The sequence below is a fragment of the Bacteroides mucinivorans genome (genome assembly GCF_034654355.2).
Classification (GTDB): domain Bacteria; phylum Bacteroidota; class Bacteroidia; order Bacteroidales; family Bacteroidaceae; genus Bacteroides; species Bacteroides nordii.
In genome coordinates this window covers 1217062-1236117 of record NZ_CP178179.1, presented here as the reverse complement: position 1 = coordinate 1236117, position 19056 = coordinate 1217062, and the positions used below count along the sequence as shown (strand labels likewise).

The following is a 19056-nucleotide window of genomic DNA, read 5'->3' as shown; positions in this document are numbered from 1 at the left end:
ATTAGACAATTTACGATTTACGATTGAAATTACTCTTAATTCGCTAAGATTACTCAATCGTAAATTGTAAATTGTCTAATCGTAAATCGTAAATCATTCAATCGTCTAATCGTAAATCAAAATGGCGTTTTACCGCGATATACTCAAACAATACTGGGGTTATGACTCCTTCCGTGGTGTACAGGAAGAGATTATCAATAGTATTGGCGAAGGGCGTGATACACTGGGATTAATGCCTACCGGTGGTGGGAAATCCATTACATTCCAGGTCCCGGCACTCGCCAAAGAGGGCTTGTGTATCGTTATCACTCCACTCATCGCCCTGATGAAGGACCAGGTGCAGAATCTCCGTCAAAGAGGTATCAAAGCTATAGCCATCTACTCGGGCATGACACGGCAGGAAATTCTTATTGCGCTGGAGAACTGTATCTTCGGCGATTATAAATTCCTCTATATATCACCGGAACGACTGGACACGGACATCTTCAAACAGAAACTCCGTGCCATGAAGATAAGTATGATTACAGTAGACGAAAGCCATTGTATCTCCCAATGGGGATATGACTTCCGGCCTGCCTATCTGAAAATAGCCGATATACGCGAACTGTTGCCCGGAGTAGCCGTACTGGCATTGACTGCCACAGCTACGCCGGAAGTGGTAAAAGACATCCAAAGCCGGTTGAAGTTTAAGGAAGAAAATGTTTTCCGGATGAGCTTCGAGCGAAAGAATCTTGCCTATATTGTACGCAAGGTAGATAATAAAACCGCCGAACTACTACACATTCTTCGCCGAATGCCGGGAAGTGCCATCATCTACGTTCGTAGCCGCCGCCGTACCAAAGAAACCACCGAATTACTTTTAAACGAAGGTATCACCGCCGATTTTTATCACGCCGGACTCGACAATGCTGTCAAAGATATCCGCCAGAAACGCTGGCAAAGCGGCGAATGTCGTGTGATGGTAGCAACCAATGCTTTCGGAATGGGTATTGACAAACCCGATGTCCGCCTGGTAATCCATCTCGATCTACCGGATTCTCCAGAAGCTTATTTTCAGGAAGCAGGACGTGCCGGGCGCGACGGAGAAAAGGCATACGCTGTTATTCTTTATGCCCCATCGGACAAAACGACCCTCCATAAACGAGTCCCCGATACCTTTCCTGATAAAGATTACATCATCAAAGTGTATGAACATCTGCAATACTATTATCAGATGGCAATGGGAGACGGACTCGATTGTACAAAGGAATTCAATCTGGAGGAATTCTGCCGCAAATTCAAGCATTTTCCGGTTCCGGCAGATAGTGCTTTGAAAATACTAACCCAGGCAGGATATATAGAATATACCGATGAGCAGGACAATGCTTCACGTATCCTCTTTACCATCCGTCGCGATGAGTTGTACAAACTTCGCGAAATGGGTAAAGAGGCAGAAGTTTTGATGCAAACCGTCCTTCGTTCTTATACCGGAATCTTCACGGATTACGCTTACATCAGCGAAACAGCACTTAGTCTGCGTACCGGATTGACACGTTCGCAGATATACAATCTACTAATGATGCTGTCCAAACGCCGTATTATAGACTACATTCCCCGCAAAAAAACACCTTATATAATATATACACGCGAACGGATAGAACTTAACCGCCTGCATATTCCGCCATCCGTGTACGAAGAACGCAAAAAACGATACGTAACCCGCATCGAGGCAATGGTAGAATATGTCACCTCTGAAACAGCCTGCCGCAGCCGTATGCTTCTCCGCTATTTTGGCGAGAAAAACGAACATAATTGCGGTCAATGCGACGTATGCCTCAGCGGGAAAGCCAGTAAAGGTTTGTCAGACAATGCCTTCGAGGAAGTAAAAGAGAAACTACTGGATTTACTGAAAGAGGGTCCTCTGACTCCCGCAGAAGTCAGCAAACGAATAAAAGAAGATAAAGATCTACTGGCACAAGTCATTCAATATCTATCAGAAGAGGGAACAGTAAAAACAGAGGATGGAATATTAGATATCAGTTAAAGCTCGAGCGCGAAACTCCACACGCCTCAATGCCGGAAATCGGATAAGAATTACTACATTTGCACTTTGTAAGGCAATAATAAGGTTATAGGGTTATAAAGTTATAACTTATAATACTATAATCTGCAAGCTATAACCTTACAACTTTATAACTTTATAATAACTCTATAAATTATGCCGAACTTCTTTAAATCTTTCTTTTCGGGAAAGTCCGAAAGCCCGGAAAGCGAAAAGCAGAAAGCTGCACAAAAGAACTTTGAGATATTCAAATATGACGGATTGCGTGCTCAACGTATGGGCAGACCGGACTATGCCATAAAATGCTTCACCGAAGCCCTCGCCATCGAGGAAGACTTCGAAACATTGGGATACCTCAGCCAACTCTACATACAATCTGCCGAACTGGACAAAGCCCGTGAAATACTGAATCGTATGGTGGAACTTGAACCCGAGCTGACCAGTACTTATCTTACCATAGCCAACGTATGCTATATGCAAGAGGAGTATCAAGCTATGGAAACTGCCGCCAATAAGGCCATCCAGATAGAAGAAGGTAATGCCATGGCCCATTATCTGCTTGGCAAAGCCACCCAGGGAATGAACAATGACCTCATGACTATTGCCCACCTGACGAAGGCCATTGTATTAAAAGAGGACTTTACCGAAGCACGTCTGTTGCGCGCCGAAGCCTTGCTAAAGATGAATCAGCTCAAGGAATCTGCTGAGGATATAGCCGCAATTCTGTCCCAGAATCCGGATGAAGAGGCAGCTATCTTGCTGCATGGCAAACTAAAAGAAGCAGAAGGAGCTCCCGAAGAGGCAGAAACTGACTATTTGAAAGTCACCGAAATGAATCCGTTCAACGAACAGGCATATCTCTACCTGGGTCAACTCTTTATCACTCAGAAAAAACTAACCGAAGCTATCAGCCTCTTCGACGAAGCCATAGAACTGAACCCGAATTTCGGAGCAGCCTATCACGAACGCGGCCGTGCCAAATTGCTGAATGGCGACAAAAATGGTTCAATAGAAGATATGAAGAAAGCACTTGAAATCAATCCCAAAGAGGGAGAAAATCTGAACGGACAGTTTAATAACCAGCCAGCCCCATCAACCAATGTATTGGGATTATAGTGTGCTTTCCTGACCGGAAATGAATCAATTCACCACAGAGGACGCAGAGGACACAGAGCTTTATTTATCTGATGAAACGCAGATGAACGCAGATTTTCGCAAAAGGAAACAATTATAAAATAAAGATCTACAGTCTTTTAACCTGCGCTTATCTGTGTTAATCTGCGTTTCAATAAAGATTTAAAACTCTGTGTCCTCTGTGGTGAAACATCGGATTAACACTAACCAAAACACAGCGAATCATGGCAAACTCTTAATATTATCCTGTACAATGCAAAAAAAAGTCACTTTTTGCTTGCATTTAAAAGAAAAGTATTACATTTGTCCCCGAATTAAAACAAAAGCAACTGTTAGTATGAACGTATTTAACTTTACATATTACTTCTTTTTTTACTTTTACTTTAGCCAGAAAGTAGAGCGGGAGTTTGTATGTATCAAGTGACAGTGATGCTTAAGGACTGAAAGGAAAGAATCAATAATATGAATCCCGCTCCATTATGGATGCGGGATTTTTTTATATAATACACATTAAGAAGGAATGAAAAAGATAGCAATTCAAGGAACACTCGGCTCGTATCACGATATCGCCGCTCACAAGTACTTCGAAGGAGAAGATATAGAGTTAATCTGCTGCACTACTTTTGAAGACGTGTTTAAGGCCATCCGCAAAGACAGCCAGGTAATCGGTATGTTAGCTATTGAAAATACCATAGCAGGAAGCCTGCTACACAACAATGAATTATTGCGTCAAAGTGGTACACAGATTATCGGCGAACATAAACTGCGTATTTCACATTGCTTCGTCTGCCTGCCCGAGGAAGATTGGAGTGACATCACAGAGGTCAACTCCCACCCTATCGCACTCATGCAGTGCCGCGAATTCCTGCAACAACACCCCAACATCAAAGTGGTAGAAGGCGAAGATACTGCCCGTAGCGCCGAAATGATAAAAGAGGGAGACCTGAAAGGACATGCTGCCATCTGCTCCAAAGTAGCCGCCGAACGTTATGGAATGAAAATTCTACAGGAAAGCATCGAGACAAACAAACACAACTTCACCCGCTTCCTTATAGTAGCCGATCCCTGGCAAGTAGACGAACTCAGCCGTTACCACTCAGTAATTATTAATAAGGCAAGCATGGTATTCACTTTGCCACACACAGAAGGCAGTCTGTCACAAGTGCTCTCTATCCTGTCATTCTACAACATCAACCTGACTAAAATACAATCACTCCCTATCATCGGAAGAGAATGGGAATATCAGTTTTACGTAGATGTATCGTTCAATGACTATCTGAGATATAAACAATCAATCACCGCGATCACTCCACTAACCAAAGAACTTAAAATATTAGGCGAATATGCAGAAGGTAAATCAAACATATAACATTGCTCCCGCCAATCGGCTGGCCAGCGTAAGCGAATACTACTTCTCTAAAAAACTGAAGGAAGTAGCGCAGATGAATGCAGAAGGCAAAGATATAATCAGCCTGGGAATCGGAAGTCCTGATATGCCTCCCTCTGAAGAGACTATCCAAACACTGTGCAACGAAGCACAAAACCCGAACGGACACGGTTACCAACCTTACGTAGGCATCCCGGAATTGCGTAAAGGTTTTGCCGGCTGGTATAAAAAATGGTACAACGTTGAACTCGATCCCGCTACGGAAATACAGCCACTGATAGGTTCAAAAGAGGGTATCCTGCACGTAACCCTGGCTTTCGTTAATCCGGGTGAACAGGTGTTGGTGCCCAATCCGGGATATCCTACCTATACTTCACTCAGCAAAATCCTGGGTGCAGAAGTCATAAATTACAATCTGAAAGAAGATGCTGGCTGGATGCCCGACTTCGACGAACTGGAAAAGATGGATCTGAGTCGCGTAAAACTGATGTGGACCAACTATCCTAACATGCCGACAGGAGCCAATGCTACAATGGAACTGTATGAACGTTTGGTCGATTTCGCCCGCCGTAAAAGCATTGTTATAGTAAACGACAACCCTTACAGCTTCATTCTGAACGACCGTCCTTTGAGTATTCTCAGCGTACCGGGAGCTAAAGATTGTTGCATCGAATTCAACTCCATGAGTAAGAGCCACAATATGCCGGGCTGGCGTATCGGTATGCTGGCATCTAATGCACAATTTGTACAGTGGATACTGAAAGTGAAGAGCAATATAGACAGCGGAATGTTCCGTGCCATGCAACTGGCTGCTGCCAAAGCCCTGGAAGCCGATACCGAATGGTACGAAGGGAACAACCACAACTATCGTAACCGCCGCCACCTGGCAGGAAAAATCATGCAAACACTGGGATGTACTTATGACGACCAACAAGTGGGCATGTTCCTCTGGGGAAAAATACCCGATACATATGCCGATGTGGAAGAGCTGACAGAAAAAATACTTCACGAGGCGCGTGTATTTATCACTCCGGGATTCATCTTCGGAAGTAACGGAGCAAGATACATTCGTATCTCTCTTTGCTGCAAAGATACAAAACTGGCAGAAGCGCTGGAACGAATTAAAATGATATGCCAATAAGGCAATTATAATAGAGAATAATAGAAAAATAAATAATAACCCAATTAAAGCGCCAGCCAATTGGCACATCAGTACATTGGCATATTGGCACATTATTCAATTATGGAACTCGAATCAATTTTACTGCCAGGTGTCGAAGCAAAAAGACCCGTCGTCATTGCCGGCCCATGTAGTGCAGAGACAGAAGAACAAGTAATGACTACCGCCAAAGAATTGGCAGCCAAAGGAATGAAAATATTTCGTGCCGGAATCTGGAAACCCCGTACCAAACCGGGTGGTTTCGAAGGTGTAGGCGTTGACGGATTGGCATGGTTGAAAGAAGTAAAAAAAGAAACAGGCATGTATGTATCTACCGAAGTAGCTACAGCCAAACATGTATACGAATGTCTGAAAGCAGGTATTGACATATTGTGGATAGGTGCCCGTACTACTGCCAACCCGTTTGCCGTACAGGAAATAGCCGATGCACTGAAAGGTGTGGATATACCTGTATTGATAAAGAATCCGGTGAATCCTGATCTTGAACTCTGGATTGGTGCTTTGGAACGTATCAATAATGCAGGTCTGAAACGCCTGGGTGCTATTCACCGTGGCTTCAGCAGCTATGACAAAAAACTCTACCGCAACTTGCCGCAATGGCATATCCCCATTGAGCTGCGCCGCCGTCTACCGGAATTGCCTATCTTCTGCGACCCAAGTCACATTGGAGGTAAACGCGAACTGATAGCTCCGCTCTGCCAACAAGCAATGGACCTCAACTTCGACGGACTAATTGTAGAAAGCCACTGCAATCCGGATTGTGCCTGGAGTGATGCTTCACAACAAGTTACACCAGACGTATTGGATTATATCCTGAATTTGCTCGTAATCCGTAAAGAGACTCAGACTACAGAAAACCTGAGCCAGCTTCGTAAACAGATTGACGAATGTGACGATAACATCATTCAGGAACTGGCAAAGCGTATGCGCGTAGCCCGCGAAATTGGCACGTACAAAAAAGAGCACGATATCACGATACTTCAAAGAGGACGTTACAATGAAATTCTTGAGAAACGCGGTGCACAAGGTGAACAATGCGGTATGGACGGGGAATTCATGAAAAGAATATTCGAAGCGATACACGAAGAATCGGTTCGTCAACAAATGGAAATTATTAATAAATGATTAGTGAGTGATTAGCGGGATAGTGATTAATGATTAGCAGCTAATGATTAATCACTACTCCCCCCTTACTAATCACTAATCACTAATCGCTAATCACTAATCACATGCGAATTTTAATTCTCGGAGCCGGCAAGATGGGCTCTTTTTTCACTGATATACTGAGTTTTCAGCACGAGACGGCCGTGTTTGACGTCAACCCACATCAGTTGCGTTTTGTTTATAACACCTATCGTTTCACTACTCTGGAAGAGATTAAAGACTTTGAACCGGAACTGGTTATCAACGCAGCAACAGTGAAGTATACGCTGGATGCTTTTCGTAAAATCCTGCCTGCACTACCTAAAGACTGTATACTTAGTGATATCGCTTCCGTAAAAACCGGACTGAAAAAATTCTATGAAGAGAGCGGTTTCCGCTATGTATCTACCCACCCGATGTTTGGTCCTACCTTCGCCAGCCTCAGCAATCTGAGTAGCGAAAGTGCTATTATCATCAGCGAAAGCGACCATTTGGGAAAAGTATTCTTCAAGGATCTGTACAACAGTCTTCGACTGAATATTTTTGAATATACATTCGACGAACACGATGAGACAGTGGCTTATTCACTTTCCATACCATTTGTTTCAACATTTGTGTTCGCTGCTGTCATGAAGCATCAGGAAGCCCCGGGAACCACTTTCAAGAAACATATGGCTATTGCCAAAGGACTTTTGAGTGAAGACGATTACCTATTGCAAGAGATTCTTTTCAATCCCCGTACTCCGGCACAAGTAGCCAATATACGGACAGAACTGAAAAATCTTCTGGAGATAATAGAAAATAAAGATGCCGAAGGCATGAAAAAGTATCTGACTAAAATACGGGAAAAGATCAAATAAACCTGTAAAAGAGATCTTAGAGAAAAATTAATCAGCCCTTATCAAATAAGTTTTTGATAAGGGCTAATTTTATAGTAACTTTGTATCCGCTAAAAAAACAAAGGAGAATCCATGATAGATCAGGCAACCATAGACCGTATACTCGATGCTGCACAAATTGTTGATGTAGTATCCGAATTCGTCACACTACGTAAACGGGGTGTGAACTATGTAGGCTTGTGCCCGTTCCATAATGAAAAAACCCCCTCTTTCAGCGTTTCACCCTCAAAAGGACTGTGCAAATGCTTTAGCTGCGGAAAAGGTGGTAATTCAGTGCATTTCGTCATGGAACACGAACAAATGTCGTACTACGAAGCACTAAAATACCTGGCTAAGAAGTATAACATCGAAATAAAAGAACGGGAACTGACCAATGAAGAGAAGCAGGCGCAAAGTACACGTGAAAGTATGTTTATCGTTAATAACTTCGCCCGCGACTATTTCCAGAATATATTGAAGAACCATGTAGATGGGAGAAGCATTGGTATGGCTTACTTCCGCCAGCGTGGATTTCGGGATGATATCATTGAAAAGTTTCAGCTTGGTTTCAGTACCGAGAGTCATGATGCATTGGTACAGGAAGCTATACGCAAAGGATTTAAAAAGGAATACCTTGTCAAAACCGGGCTTTGTTACGAAACAGATGACGGGCGTCTGCGCGACCGCTTCTGGGGACGTGTAATGTTTCCCGTACATACACTTTCGGGAAAAGTCGTAGCTTTTGGAGGGCGCGTACTCAGTACAGAGAACAAAAAGCTCGCCAAGTATGTCAACTCTCCGGAGTCCGAAATCTATCATAAAAGTAATGAACTCTACGGTATCTATTTTGCAAAACAAGCCATTGTAAAACAAGACCGCTGTTTTCTTGTAGAGGGATATACAGACGTTATCTCCATGCACCAGTCAGGAGTGGAAAATGTTGTTGCTTCATCAGGAACTTCATTGACTCCCGGGCAAATCCGTCTGATCCATCGCTTTACCAACAACATCACCGTACTTTACGATGGTGACATGGCTGGCATCAAGGCTTCCATCCGTGGTATTGATATGTTGCTGGAAGAAGGAATGAATATTAAGGTCTGCCTTCTACCCGATGGTGACGACCCTGACTCCTTTGCGCGGAAACACAATGCTACAGAATTTCAGGCGTTCATCAAGGAACATGAAACCGACTTCATCCGTTTCAAGACCAATCTATTGCTGGAAGATGCCGGTAAAGATCCGATCAAACGGGCAGAACTCATCAATAACATCGTACAAAGTATCTCAGTGATTCCGGAAGCAATTGTGCGTGATGTGTATATCAAAGAGTGCGGACAATTGTTGCGGGTAGAAGATAAACTACTCGTTTCGGAAGTTGCCAAACGAAGAGAAATACAAGCCGAGAAAGAGAATAAACCGATACTCAACACTAACAATTCATCCGGCGCTCCGGCAGAAATGCAAAATGGAGATTTCCCTCCTCCCTTCCCACCTGACGAACTGGAAGATTCTTATCAGTCTTACATCCCCCAGGAAGGAAAAGAAGGCCAGGAGTTTTATCGGTACGAACGATTGATTCTTCAGGCAATAGTGCGCTATGGGGAAAAGATAATGTGCAACATGGAGGATGAAGAGGGACAGGAAACTCCGGTCAGTGTGATTGAATACATCGTTCATGACTTAAAAGAAGATGAACTCGCATTTCATAATCCTTTACATCGCCGTATCCTGACAGAGGCAGCATCCCATATCCATAATCCCGGATTTATAGCCGAACGCTATTTTATAGCCCACTCCGATCCGGAAATCAGTTCCATTGCTACCGAACTGGCAAGTGACCGGTATCAACTGAGTAAATTTCACTCCAAAACACAGAAAATAGTTACAGACGAGGAACGCCTCTTTGAACTGGTTCCTACATTGATGATAAACTTTAAGAATGCAATTGTAGCAGCAGAGTTAAAACACATCATGTATGCCCTGCAAGATCCTGCCAATGAAGACGATGATGAGAAATGCGCCGCCCTTATGCAACGCTACAAAGAAATGAAAGAAATTCAAAGTCTAATGGCAAAAAGACTTGGAGATAGAGTGGTGCTAAGATAGGGATTAGTGCAGTAATGATTAGTGATTAGTGATTAGTACCATGCGGTATAATAGCGCAGCCACTAATCACTAATCACTACCCCGCTAATCACTGCTTACCTGTTTATCAGATTCATAAATTCTTCCCGGGTTTTAGCCTGATTAAAAGCTCCGGTAAAATCAGATGTAGTTGTTATTGAATTTTGTTTCTCTACACCACGCATTTGCATACACATATGTTGGGCTTCTACCACAACCATCACTCCCAATGGGTTGAGAGTTTCCTGGATACATTCTTTAATTTGCAATGTCATACGCTCCTGCACCTGCAGGCGATGAGAGAAGATATCGACTACACGGGCAATCTTACTCAACCCCGTGATGTAGCCATTAGGGATATAAGCCACATGTGCCTTTCCATAAAACGGAAGCATATGGTGCTCGCAGAGAGAAAAGAAATCAATGTCTTTCACTATCACCATCTGACTATATTCTTCCTTGAACTTAGCAGAACGAAGAACTTCATGAGGATCCAGATGATACCCTTTAGTTAAACTGAGCATGGCTTTGGCTACACGCTCGGGAGTTTTCAAAAGCCCCTCCCTTTCGGCATCTTCACCCAATAAAGTAATAATACTGCGATAGTGACTTTTCAGATCCTCCAAAGCCGGAGAGACAATTTCTTCTTTTCCTAACATAATGAAATTATAAAGGGATATTTATTTGATCTTTAACAATAGAAACTTCCTTGAATACGCCGGTTGCTTTCAATTTACGCATCATGGCGTCTGCTTCTTCAATACTACGGAAATCTCCGACACGGCATAGCCAGCGGGGAGGATTAAAAGGGGTATAAACAGGCAATTCCGGAAAGAACTCTTTTATCTTCGCTGCCACATTATGGGCCTCCGTCTTTGCCTGACGGGTATTATTACCGGCATACGTCTGCACACGAAAACCAGAAGTTTTAATTACTTTCTGCTCTCCGGTAGCAGTATGCTCCATCCCCAGCAATGCCTCAATACGAGGATCCTGGTGGATAGTCACCTTACCCTGTCCGGGAACATTTCGCTCCAGGCTCTTCACTATATTCTGGGCTTGCATTGCACCGGCAAAAGCAAACAACAACAAAAGTAAACCAAGTTTTCTCATAAAAGCAAGTAATAAAGGAAGTTATGAGTTATAAAGCCATAGAGTTATAGGGTTATAAAGCTATAGAAGTTACAGGAATTATAAGGGGGTATAGAGTGGTAAGATTATTAAGTTATAGAAAACCATAATAAGTCATTATCAACTTAAAGTCCGAAGCATACACCACTCTATAACTTTATAACCTTATAACTCTACACCCCTCCCCATAGCTCTTTATTCTTATTTGAATGCGTCAATGATACCCTTGAAGTCAGCAACTTTCAAAGCAGCACCACCGATCAATCCACCGTCAACATCCGGATTAGAGAATAATTCTTTAGCATTAGAAGGCTTACAACTACCACCGTACAGAATGGAAGTATTATCAGCGATCTCTTTACCATATTTCTCAGCAACAACCGAACGGATAAATGCATGAATTTCCTGTGCCTGAGCAGGAGTAGCAGTTTTACCTGTACCGATAGCCCAAACCGGCTCATACGCCAGGACGATCTTAGCAAAATCTTCTGCAGACAGATCAAATACAGAAGCCAACTGAGCAGCAACTACTTCATTTTGTTTGTCCGCCTCACGTTCTTCCAACACTTCACCAATACAGAAGATCGGAGTCAGACCGTTAGCCAAAGCCAATTTCACTTTCTCTTTCAAGATTTCAACAGTTTCACCATAGTAAGCACGGCGTTCTGAGTGACCTAAGATTACATACTTTGCACCTGTAGAAGCAACCATAGCAGCTGAAACTTCACCTGTATAAGCACCTTCAACCTTGTCTGCACAGTTTTCTGCACCTACACCGATAATAGCAGCATCTACAATAGGAGTAACAGAAGCAAGGTGAATAAACGGAGTGCAAATTACTACATCACAATTAGGTTTATCAACTGTTAATGCTTCATTCAATTCTTTTGCAAGAGCAATACCCTCCTGGAGGGTTTTGTTCATTTTCCAGTTTCCTGCAACAATGTTCTTTCTCATTTTGTTTTTTTATTAAAAGGGTTAATATATTTACGATTAAACAATTTACAATTAGACGATTGAAGTTAGCCAGAGTGACCCGGTTTATCTGAATACCCCGTTTCATCAGTTTTATCAACCAGATTCTGATTTATCAAATTATTCTCCTCAGCATGATCAGCACCATCATCGCCTGTCGAACCTCCCCGTGCGGGAAGCACCTTTAACAATTCGGCATTTCTTTTTCTCAGCGCTTCTCCTTTCTTTTCTCTACGTTTTACAACCAGAATATCCAGTCCTAACACAAGTAGCAACGGTATAGCAAACCACAGAAATACATATCCGATAGTATGCACATCACTTACCTTCTTCAGCTTACCCACTTCCAGTTTTTCCAACTTATCGGTCAACGCATATTCATCCGGTAAATCGGCATCATTCCACTTATTCAGAATTGTACCATTCTTTATCAGTACCAGCCCCGGATTGGAACGAATGATTGTTTTCAGGGTGATATCATCCACCAGGCAGAACGGATACTCTGCACCGGTCTTATCACGCCAAAGTTCTATCTCTTCTTCCGGTGAAGAAGTCAGGCAATAAAAGCCGTAACCATTTTCAACCGAATAATCATATATCTCATTAATAAGGTCTATATTACTATCATCCGCCTCTTCTATCCGGTGCGCCACCAACAAAAAAGTATAACCGATATCAGTCAGCACCTTATCAGTGATATCCTCACCCGTACTCTGTTCCAATAATGAGAAATCGTGAATAGATGGTTCATATCCCTTCTCTTTCAGAACCGTACGTGTATCTACAAACGTCCAGGTACTATCCGGGTAATTCTCAAGTGCAAACTCCTTCTTCTCACCATTCTTTTCCAGAACAAAAGTAGTTTCATAAACATTTGGCTTTGCTCCGTCCGGTATTTCCATCCCTGCAGGAATATTATTTCCTATCCTATAGGGACGAAAGTCCAGAATAGGCAAATGTGCGAGACAATAAAATGAAAGAGCAAACACAAATAATACAGTATACAGCGACACCAGCCACTCTGTCTTTGCCGAAATGAAACGTATAATCTGTTTCTTCCACCGGAATGTAGAATAAGCTGCAATCAGCAACACAATATTCTTGCTGAAAGTTTCCCAGTTAGTCAATACCCATGCATCACCAAAACAGCCACAGTCCGAAACCGGATTTTTCAATGCCAGATAAAGAGTCAGCGGAGTCATGAACAGCATGATGAGCAAAGCAAGAATTGTGGTCGTTGTTTTCCGTATACCAAAAAACATGCAAACCCCTACCGAAAACTCTACAGCTGACAAGATAACTGCTGCCAACAAAGGGAAGAAAGAAGGAAACCACGATATCATGCCAAAAGCTTCCAGATAGTCTTGTATCTTATACTGTGATCCCAGCGGATCAACAGCTTTCACAAATCCGGAGAATATAAACGCTGCTGCCAACAAGAAGCGACAGGCATTCGTCCACGCCTTTTGAATGATATGTAAATTCTTAGTCTTCAAATTCTATTTTAATTAAACCAAAAACGGAATAATTAATCATATCCATATAGTTTGCATCAATCCCCTCAGACACCAATGTGTTACCTGACAAACTCTCAATCTGCTTGGTACGATAAATCTTCATTAGAATCAAATCGGTATAGGAGCTGACACGCATACTTCGCCACGCTTCATCGTAATCATGATTTTTAGCAAGCATTAGTTCCAAAGCTTCCTTTGCATATTTATCATAAAGAACCATTGCTTCCTCATTACTGATATCAGCAGAATCGGCATAACCAAGTTCTAACTGTATCAATCCGATAATACCATAATTGACAATCGCAATGAACTCTGAACGAATGCCTTCGTCAATTAACGACACGCCTTTTGTTTCAATACTACGAATCCGGTTGGCCTTAATGAAAATCTGGTCAGTAACAGAAGCCGGACGTAGAATGCGCCACGCAGGACCGTAATCGTGCAGCTTCTTGGAAAATAGGTCACGGCACAAAGCGGTGACATGCTCAAATTGTTGCTTGGTATCTTTCATTTCCTTACAAATAGAGCGCAAAGGTAACAATAATCGAAGAAAAAAGAAAAAAATAGCCGGGCAATCATACATTGTCCGGCTACTTGCACTATAAATAAATCTATTTCTCTTATGAACAGCGTAAAACTTGTCCTGGACGCAGAATCGTCTTAGTAGTAATACGATTTAACTTACAAAGTGTACTAATAGAAACGCCACGCAATTTTGCAATACGAGACAAAGTATCTCCACTCTTTACCTTATGATATCTGATGGCTCCGTCACTTGCCAGCTGAGCATCATGAGCACCAGTTTTGCTACTTGCACCACCTTTAGACCTTCTGAATGTATATGTATCTGCTACGATATCCTGTTTCGGGAAGTCAAACATATAAATCGGATTAATAGCAATACCCAGGAAACGGGTTTCAAAATGAAGATGTGAACCGGTAGAACGTCCGGTATTACCACCCAGCCCAATCACCTCGCCGGCTTTTACCAATTGATTCTCTTCAACCAATTGCTTGGACAAATGTCCATACACAGTCTCTAACCCATTATCATGACGAATAACTACATATTTACCATATCCACGACGTTCGTATTTAACAATACGTACTTTTCCGTCAAAAGCAGCTACGATTGTATCACCAATATTCACTTTAAGGTCAAGTCCATTATGCATTCTTCTCCAACGAGGACCGAAAGGTGAAGTAATACGTGTACTTGGAGTAGGCATATGGAAACCAGTCAGGTCAATGGTGTAAGTTTCGGGAATGATAACATCCTTTCCGTAAGCATGTACATACTGATTACTCCAGTTCGGATAAAGACTTAATGCGGGATATTCAGCTTGTTCGGCACGAATCTGCTTTTGCAATGCCAAAGAATCTACTGTTTTTAATTTCTTGTCAATTGGGGCCTGTCGGGCGATCAAGTCCTGAGAAAAAGAGTTCAGGCTGACCATAGCCACTGCGGCAATCATTACGGTTTTAATACAATTGAAATTCATTCGTTTTCGTCAATTCAATTAATATTCGTCATTTGCATACAGATAGTCAAACGTCACCTGTTTGTAATCGAATATCTCTTCTGGTTTAAAGAATCTGGTTAATTCGGCTGCCGCGGTCTCAGGTGAATCAGAAGCATGAACTATATTTTCTTGAAAGCTCATACTGTAATCTCCACGAATAGTTCCCGGTGCTGCCAGACGCCCGTTAGTAGGACCAGCCAACGTACGGACAGTTTGAATTGCGTCCACCCCCTCGAAGCAACAAACGACAACAGGAGCTGTCATCATAGAATCTTTCACACGCTGAAAGAAAGGCTTTGCACTCAGGTGGGCATAATGTTCACTTAATACTTCGTCTGTCAACTTCATCATCTTCATACCAGCCAAACGTAAACCTTTACGTTCAAAACGATGAAGTATTTCACCGATTAACGCCCGCTGAACGGTACATGGTTTCAAGATAACTAACGTTTTTTCAATCATAAGATGACTTCCTTCAAAGTGTTAAATGGCACATTTATTATAAAATTCTTCCAAAGATAGTATTTCCCGACGAAAAACAAGGTGCTTCCTTAACTTTTTTTCATAGTCAGAAAAGCAAATAGTAAGGAAAATAGGTTCTAAAGTCCTATAAATAGGAGATATAATAAGAAATATGTTTTGCAGCATATTTTGCAAATAAGCTGTATGTTTAACCGTTTTTTCAACTTATAGAAGCCCAGTTAACGTTCGTCTTACGAAGTGCTTTAAGCTGTTGCCACAATACCTCATTTTCCGGATTACGAGCTTCCGGATCAGTATCAACAATTTCTTGTGCAACATTACGGACATACTGTAGCAGCTGACCATCCCGGGCAATATCGGCTATCTTCAAATCAAAAGCAATACCACTTTGCTGGGTACCCTCCAAATCTCCCGGACCACGCAATTTCAAATCAGCCTCCGCTATTTCAAAACCGTCATTAGTACGTACCATGATTTCAAGTCGTTTGCGGGTTTCTTCAGTAAGTTTATAATTTGTCACCAGAATACAATAAGACTGTTCGGCCCCACGCCCCACACGACCACGAAGCTGATGGAGTTGTGATAATCCGAAACGCTCAGCATTCTCAATAATCATAACAGAAGCATTGGGTACATTTACTCCCACTTCAATAACAGTAGTGGCCACCATTATCTGTGCTTCTCCCGACACAAAAAGCTGCATCTGTCCGTCCTTCTCGACAGGTTTCATTTTCCCGTGAACTTTACAGACTTTACATTCAGGAAACTCTTCACAAATCTGCAGATAACCTTCTTCCAGATTCTTCAAATCAATCTTTTCACTCTCTTTTATAAGTGGATAAACAATATAAATCTGACGTCCTTCGGCAATCTGTTTATGAACAGACCGATAAAGGCTTTCCCGTCTGTTATCAAACTGATGAACAGTAGAAATAGGCTTCCTGCCAGGAGGCAGTTCATCAATAATGGAAACATCAAGATCTCCATACAAGGTCATTGCCAACGTACGGGGAATCGGGGTAGCCGTCATCACAAGTACATGAGGAGGCTGTACATTTTTACTCCACAAACGGGCACGTTGTGCTACACCGAAACGATGTTGCTCATCGATAACCACAAAACCAAGAGATGAGAAATTGACAGTATCCTCAATAACGGCGTGAGTACCGATTAGTATATTAACGTCTCCTGTGAGCAAACCGGAAAGAATAGCCTCCCGCTTTTTACCTTTCACCGAGCCAGTCAGTAACTCCACACGAATATCCATACCAAAAAGGAGCTCCTTTATCGTCTCATAATGCTGATTGGCAAGTATTTCCGTAGGAGCCATCATACATGCCTGATAACCATTATCAAGCGCCATCAACATACTCATCAACGCCACCAGTGTCTTTCCACTTCCCACATCACCCTGTAGCAGACGATTCATTTGCCGCCCGGACCCAACATCCTGACGAATTTCTTTCAACACACGTTTCTGTGCGCCGGTAAGTTCAAAAGGAAGGTTACGGGAATAAAACGTATTGAATACTTCGCCGACAACTTCAAAAACATATCCCCGGTATCTCCGCTGGCGATCTTTGGCATAACGTAGAATATTGAGTTGTACATAAAAAAGCTCTTCAAACTTCAAACGATACTGTGCCTTACGCAGAAGTTCCGGATTGACAGGAAAATGAATATTACGCAAAGCCTCTGTCAACGGCATCAAATGATGATCAGTAAGTATTTTAGGAGATAAAGTTTCAGGAAGCGGCTCCTGTATTTGCTGAAGCACAACCGCCATCATCTTGGCTATTGCATGAGAATTGAGGAAGCTACGCTTCATCTTCTCCGTTGTATTATAATAAGGCTGCAATCCGGTAGCAGTAAGCTTTAATTCGGATGGCTTATCCATATCGGGATGCGCTACATTGATGCGCCCGCCAAAAACTGTCGGCTTGCCAAATACAATATATTCTTCGTGAACTTTATATTTACCTATAATAAATTTGATTCCTTGAAACCACACCAGATCTACTACCCCTGTTCCATCAGAGAAATGCGCCACTAATCTGCGCTGACGCCCTTCACCAAAGGTTTCAAAGCCCAGTATCTGCCCTTTCAATTGAATATAGGGCATATTTCCATCTATCTCATGAATATAATAGATACGACTACGGTCAACATATTTATAAGGAAAATAGTAAATAAGATCGTGCACGGAATATATCTCCAACTCTTTGTTGAGTACACCCGCCTTCTGTGGCCCTACGCCGGATATATATTTTATGTCACGTGTAGCTAAATCAAACATTCACCAAAGCACTACTTATTTTCAAATCAAAGGGAGTGGTAATTTTTATATTTTCCCGATTCCCTTCTGCCAGACAAACAGGAACTCCCATTGCCTCCACAACGGAAGCATCATCGGTAAAAAAAGGAGTATACTCCTGTGCATAAGCTTGTTTCAAAAGTTCTGCATCAAATACCTGCGGAGTCTGAACTAATTTATAATCATTACGGTTTACCGTCTCACTACCTGTTTCTGTTATATGACGCACTGTCTCTACCACATCAATTACTGGTATTACTGCTTTTTTTATGGCAGCCAGTTCATAGCAACGTTTTATAACTTCCGGAGAAACGAACGGACGTACTCCATCATGTACTCCCACCAATCCGGAGTTGACACAGCCCAGACCATTCTTCACAGAATGAAAACGGGTCTCACCTCCGTCAGCAACAATATGTTCAATAACAAATGAATGTTTTGCACAGAGTTCCTGCCAGTAAGTTTGCTGCTCTTTGGGCAATACAAGAATGATTTTCATCGTTCCGTCAAAACGGTGAAAAGCTTCAATGGTATGCATTAACACAGGTTTTCCGCCAATAGGAAGAAATTGTTTGGGAAGATCACTCCCCATACGTAATCCCTTACCACCGGCAACAATCAAGACAGTATGAGTCATAGCATCAGCGTCTTACACACATTGCCTCTACCAACTCTTCTACTTTCTCTTTACCTTCGAGTTTTTCTACAATAGCCAATGCAAAGTCCATAGCAGCACCCGGTCCCATACCTGTAATAATGTTGCCATCTACTACAACCGGTTCATTAACACATTCAGCTCCGTCAAGATATTGCTCAAAGCTAGGATAGCAGGTCGCCTTGCGCCCTTTCAACAGGCCGAGTTTACCAAGTACCATAGGTGCTGCACAAATAGCTGCAATCGGTTTGTTCTTCTCTGCAAAGTTCAGAATCAGTTTGCGCAACCCCTCATGCTTGTCAAGAGTAGCCGCACCGGGCATACCGCCAGGTAACAATAACAGATCAGCATCAAAAAAGTCACAGTTCACGAAGTTAACATCGCAAAGTACCGAAATATCATGTGCACCAACAACGATCTCATCTGGAGTCACAGATACAATTTCTACATTCAATCCGGCACGTCTTAGCGTGTCAATAGCGGTGAAGGCTTCAATCTCTTCAAACCCGTCTGCGAAAAAAGCATATACAGTTCCCATACTCTAAATAATATGCCAACACCAATCAGT

17 protein-coding genes are annotated in these 19056 nt (G+C 42.4%); 7 read left to right on the top strand and 10 right to left on the bottom strand.

The annotated features are described in order from the left end of the window. Positions 1-121 precede the first annotated feature (121 nt). The 7 genes from VCM39_RS04295 to dnaG all read left to right on the top strand — a co-directional run bounded on the left by VCM39_RS04295 (position 122) and on the right by dnaG (position 9872). Positions 122-2023 (top strand): ATP-dependent DNA helicase RecQ, encoded by a 1902-nt coding sequence (locus VCM39_RS04295; RefSeq protein ID WP_322933175.1) that lies wholly within the window; start codon positions 122-124, stop codon positions 2021-2023. 174 nt (positions 2024-2197) lie between these two features. Then, positions 2198-3157, top strand: a complete 960-nt coding sequence (locus VCM39_RS04290) for a tetratricopeptide repeat protein (protein WP_221651256.1) — start codon at positions 2198-2200, stop codon at positions 3155-3157. Positions 3158-3695: 538 nt separating this feature from the next. Next, positions 3696-4544 carry a prephenate dehydratase gene (locus tag VCM39_RS04285; protein WP_221651255.1) on the top strand — a complete coding sequence of 283 codons (849 nt, stop codon included), beginning with the start codon at positions 3696-3698 and terminating at the stop codon, positions 4542-4544. Further along, entirely contained in the window at positions 4519-5703 is a 1185-nt protein-coding gene (locus VCM39_RS04280; protein WP_322933176.1) for a pyridoxal phosphate-dependent aminotransferase, read from the top strand. Before VCM39_RS04285 ends, VCM39_RS04280 begins: the two co-directional genes overlap by 26 nt. A 102-nt stretch (positions 5704-5805) precedes the next feature. Then, a complete protein-coding gene (locus tag VCM39_RS04275) occupies positions 5806-6867 on the top strand; it encodes a bifunctional 3-deoxy-7-phosphoheptulonate synthase/chorismate mutase type II (RefSeq protein ID WP_221651253.1) in 1062 nt (353 codons plus the stop codon). Between the two features lie 104 nt (positions 6868-6971). Beyond that, positions 6972-7745, top strand: coding sequence for a prephenate dehydrogenase (locus tag VCM39_RS04270; protein WP_002562576.1), 774 nt, complete (start codon positions 6972-6974; stop codon positions 7743-7745). 111 nt (positions 7746-7856) lie between these two features. Next, the gene (dnaG, locus tag VCM39_RS04265; protein ID WP_221651251.1) at positions 7857-9872 is read left to right on the top strand and encodes a DNA primase; all 2016 of its coding nucleotides are present in this window, start codon (positions 7857-7859) and stop codon (positions 9870-9872) included. A 95-nt stretch (positions 9873-9967) separates the two neighbouring features. On the opposite strand, the gene folE is transcribed toward dnaG, so the two are convergent. The 10 genes from folE to VCM39_RS04215 all read right to left on the bottom strand — a co-directional run bounded on the left by folE (position 9968) and on the right by VCM39_RS04215 (position 19026). Beyond that, positions 9968-10549, bottom strand: a complete 582-nt coding sequence (folE, locus tag VCM39_RS04260) for a GTP cyclohydrolase I FolE (RefSeq protein WP_002562578.1) — start codon at positions 10547-10549, stop codon at positions 9968-9970. A gap of 7 nt (positions 10550-10556) precedes the next feature. Next, positions 10557-11003, bottom strand: coding sequence for an SPOR domain-containing protein (locus VCM39_RS04255; RefSeq protein ID WP_221651250.1), 447 nt, complete (start codon positions 11001-11003; stop codon positions 10557-10559). 219 nt (positions 11004-11222) lie between these two features. Next, on the bottom strand, positions 11223-11978 hold the full coding sequence (tpiA, locus tag VCM39_RS04250; protein ID WP_221651249.1) for a triose-phosphate isomerase: 756 nt from the start codon (positions 11976-11978) through the stop codon (positions 11223-11225). Between the two features lie 65 nt (positions 11979-12043). Next, positions 12044-13492 carry a BT_3928 family protein gene (locus tag VCM39_RS04245; protein WP_322933177.1) on the bottom strand — a complete coding sequence of 483 codons (1449 nt, stop codon included), beginning with the start codon at positions 13490-13492 and terminating at the stop codon, positions 12044-12046. Next, on the bottom strand, positions 13482-14024 hold the full coding sequence (locus VCM39_RS04240) for a DUF1599 domain-containing protein (protein ID WP_007486889.1): 543 nt from the start codon (positions 14022-14024) through the stop codon (positions 13482-13484). The genes VCM39_RS04245 and VCM39_RS04240 overlap by 11 nt, the downstream gene beginning before the upstream one ends. A gap of 109 nt (positions 14025-14133) precedes the next feature. Then, the gene (locus VCM39_RS04235; protein ID WP_221651247.1) at positions 14134-15015 is read right to left on the bottom strand and encodes a M23 family metallopeptidase; all 882 of its coding nucleotides are present in this window, start codon (positions 15013-15015) and stop codon (positions 14134-14136) included. Positions 15016-15033: 18 nt separating this feature from the next. Then, a complete protein-coding gene (gene ndk, locus VCM39_RS04230) occupies positions 15034-15498 on the bottom strand; it encodes a nucleoside-diphosphate kinase (protein WP_221651246.1) in 465 nt (154 codons plus the stop codon). Between the two features lie 220 nt (positions 15499-15718). Then, positions 15719-17815 (bottom strand): ATP-dependent DNA helicase RecG, encoded by a 2097-nt coding sequence (gene recG, locus VCM39_RS04225; RefSeq protein WP_221651245.1) that lies wholly within the window; start codon positions 17813-17815, stop codon positions 15719-15721. Then, positions 17808-18470, bottom strand: coding sequence for a 2-C-methyl-D-erythritol 4-phosphate cytidylyltransferase (locus VCM39_RS04220; protein ID WP_322933178.1), 663 nt, complete (start codon positions 18468-18470; stop codon positions 17808-17810). The genes recG and VCM39_RS04220 overlap by 8 nt, the downstream gene beginning before the upstream one ends. A gap of 4 nt (positions 18471-18474) precedes the next feature. Next, on the bottom strand, positions 18475-19026 hold the full coding sequence (locus tag VCM39_RS04215; RefSeq protein ID WP_221651243.1) for a DJ-1 family glyoxalase III: 552 nt from the start codon (positions 19024-19026) through the stop codon (positions 18475-18477). Between the last annotated feature and the right edge of the window lie 30 nt (positions 19027-19056).

Coding starts and splice junctions, on each gene's coding strand:
- VCM39_RS04215 (WP_221651243.1), bottom strand. CDS start 19,026: ATGGGAACTGTATATGCTTTTTTCGCAGACGGGTTTGAAGAGATTGAA.
- VCM39_RS04235 (WP_221651247.1), bottom strand. CDS start 15,015: ATGAATTTCAATTGTATTAAAACCGTAATGATTGCCGCAGTGGCTATG.
- tpiA (WP_221651249.1), bottom strand. CDS start 11,978: ATGAGAAAGAACATTGTTGCAGGAAACTGGAAAATGAACAAAACCCTC.
- VCM39_RS04285 (WP_221651255.1), top strand. CDS start 3,696: ATGAAAAAGATAGCAATTCAAGGAACACTCGGCTCGTATCACGATATC.
- folE (WP_002562578.1), bottom strand. CDS start 10,549: ATGTTAGGAAAAGAAGAAATTGTCTCTCCGGCTTTGGAGGATCTGAAA.
- VCM39_RS04255 (WP_221651250.1), bottom strand. CDS start 11,003: ATGAGAAAACTTGGTTTACTTTTGTTGTTGTTTGCTTTTGCCGGTGCA.
- ndk (WP_221651246.1), bottom strand. CDS start 15,498: ATGATTGAAAAAACGTTAGTTATCTTGAAACCATGTACCGTTCAGCGG.
- VCM39_RS04275 (WP_221651253.1), top strand. CDS start 5,806: ATGGAACTCGAATCAATTTTACTGCCAGGTGTCGAAGCAAAAAGACCC.
- VCM39_RS04280 (WP_322933176.1), top strand. CDS start 4,519: ATGCAGAAGGTAAATCAAACATATAACATTGCTCCCGCCAATCGGCTG.
- VCM39_RS04290 (WP_221651256.1), top strand. CDS start 2,198: ATGCCGAACTTCTTTAAATCTTTCTTTTCGGGAAAGTCCGAAAGCCCG.
- VCM39_RS04240 (WP_007486889.1), bottom strand. CDS start 14,024: ATGAAAGATACCAAGCAACAATTTGAGCATGTCACCGCTTTGTGCCGT.
- VCM39_RS04295 (WP_322933175.1), top strand. CDS start 122: ATGGCGTTTTACCGCGATATACTCAAACAATACTGGGGTTATGACTCC.
- VCM39_RS04220 (WP_322933178.1), bottom strand. CDS start 18,470: ATGACTCATACTGTCTTGATTGTTGCCGGTGGTAAGGGATTACGTATG.
- VCM39_RS04270 (WP_002562576.1), top strand. CDS start 6,972: ATGCGAATTTTAATTCTCGGAGCCGGCAAGATGGGCTCTTTTTTCACT.
- dnaG (WP_221651251.1), top strand. CDS start 7,857: ATGATAGATCAGGCAACCATAGACCGTATACTCGATGCTGCACAAATT.
- recG (WP_221651245.1), bottom strand. CDS start 17,815: ATGTTTGATTTAGCTACACGTGACATAAAATATATATCCGGCGTAGGG.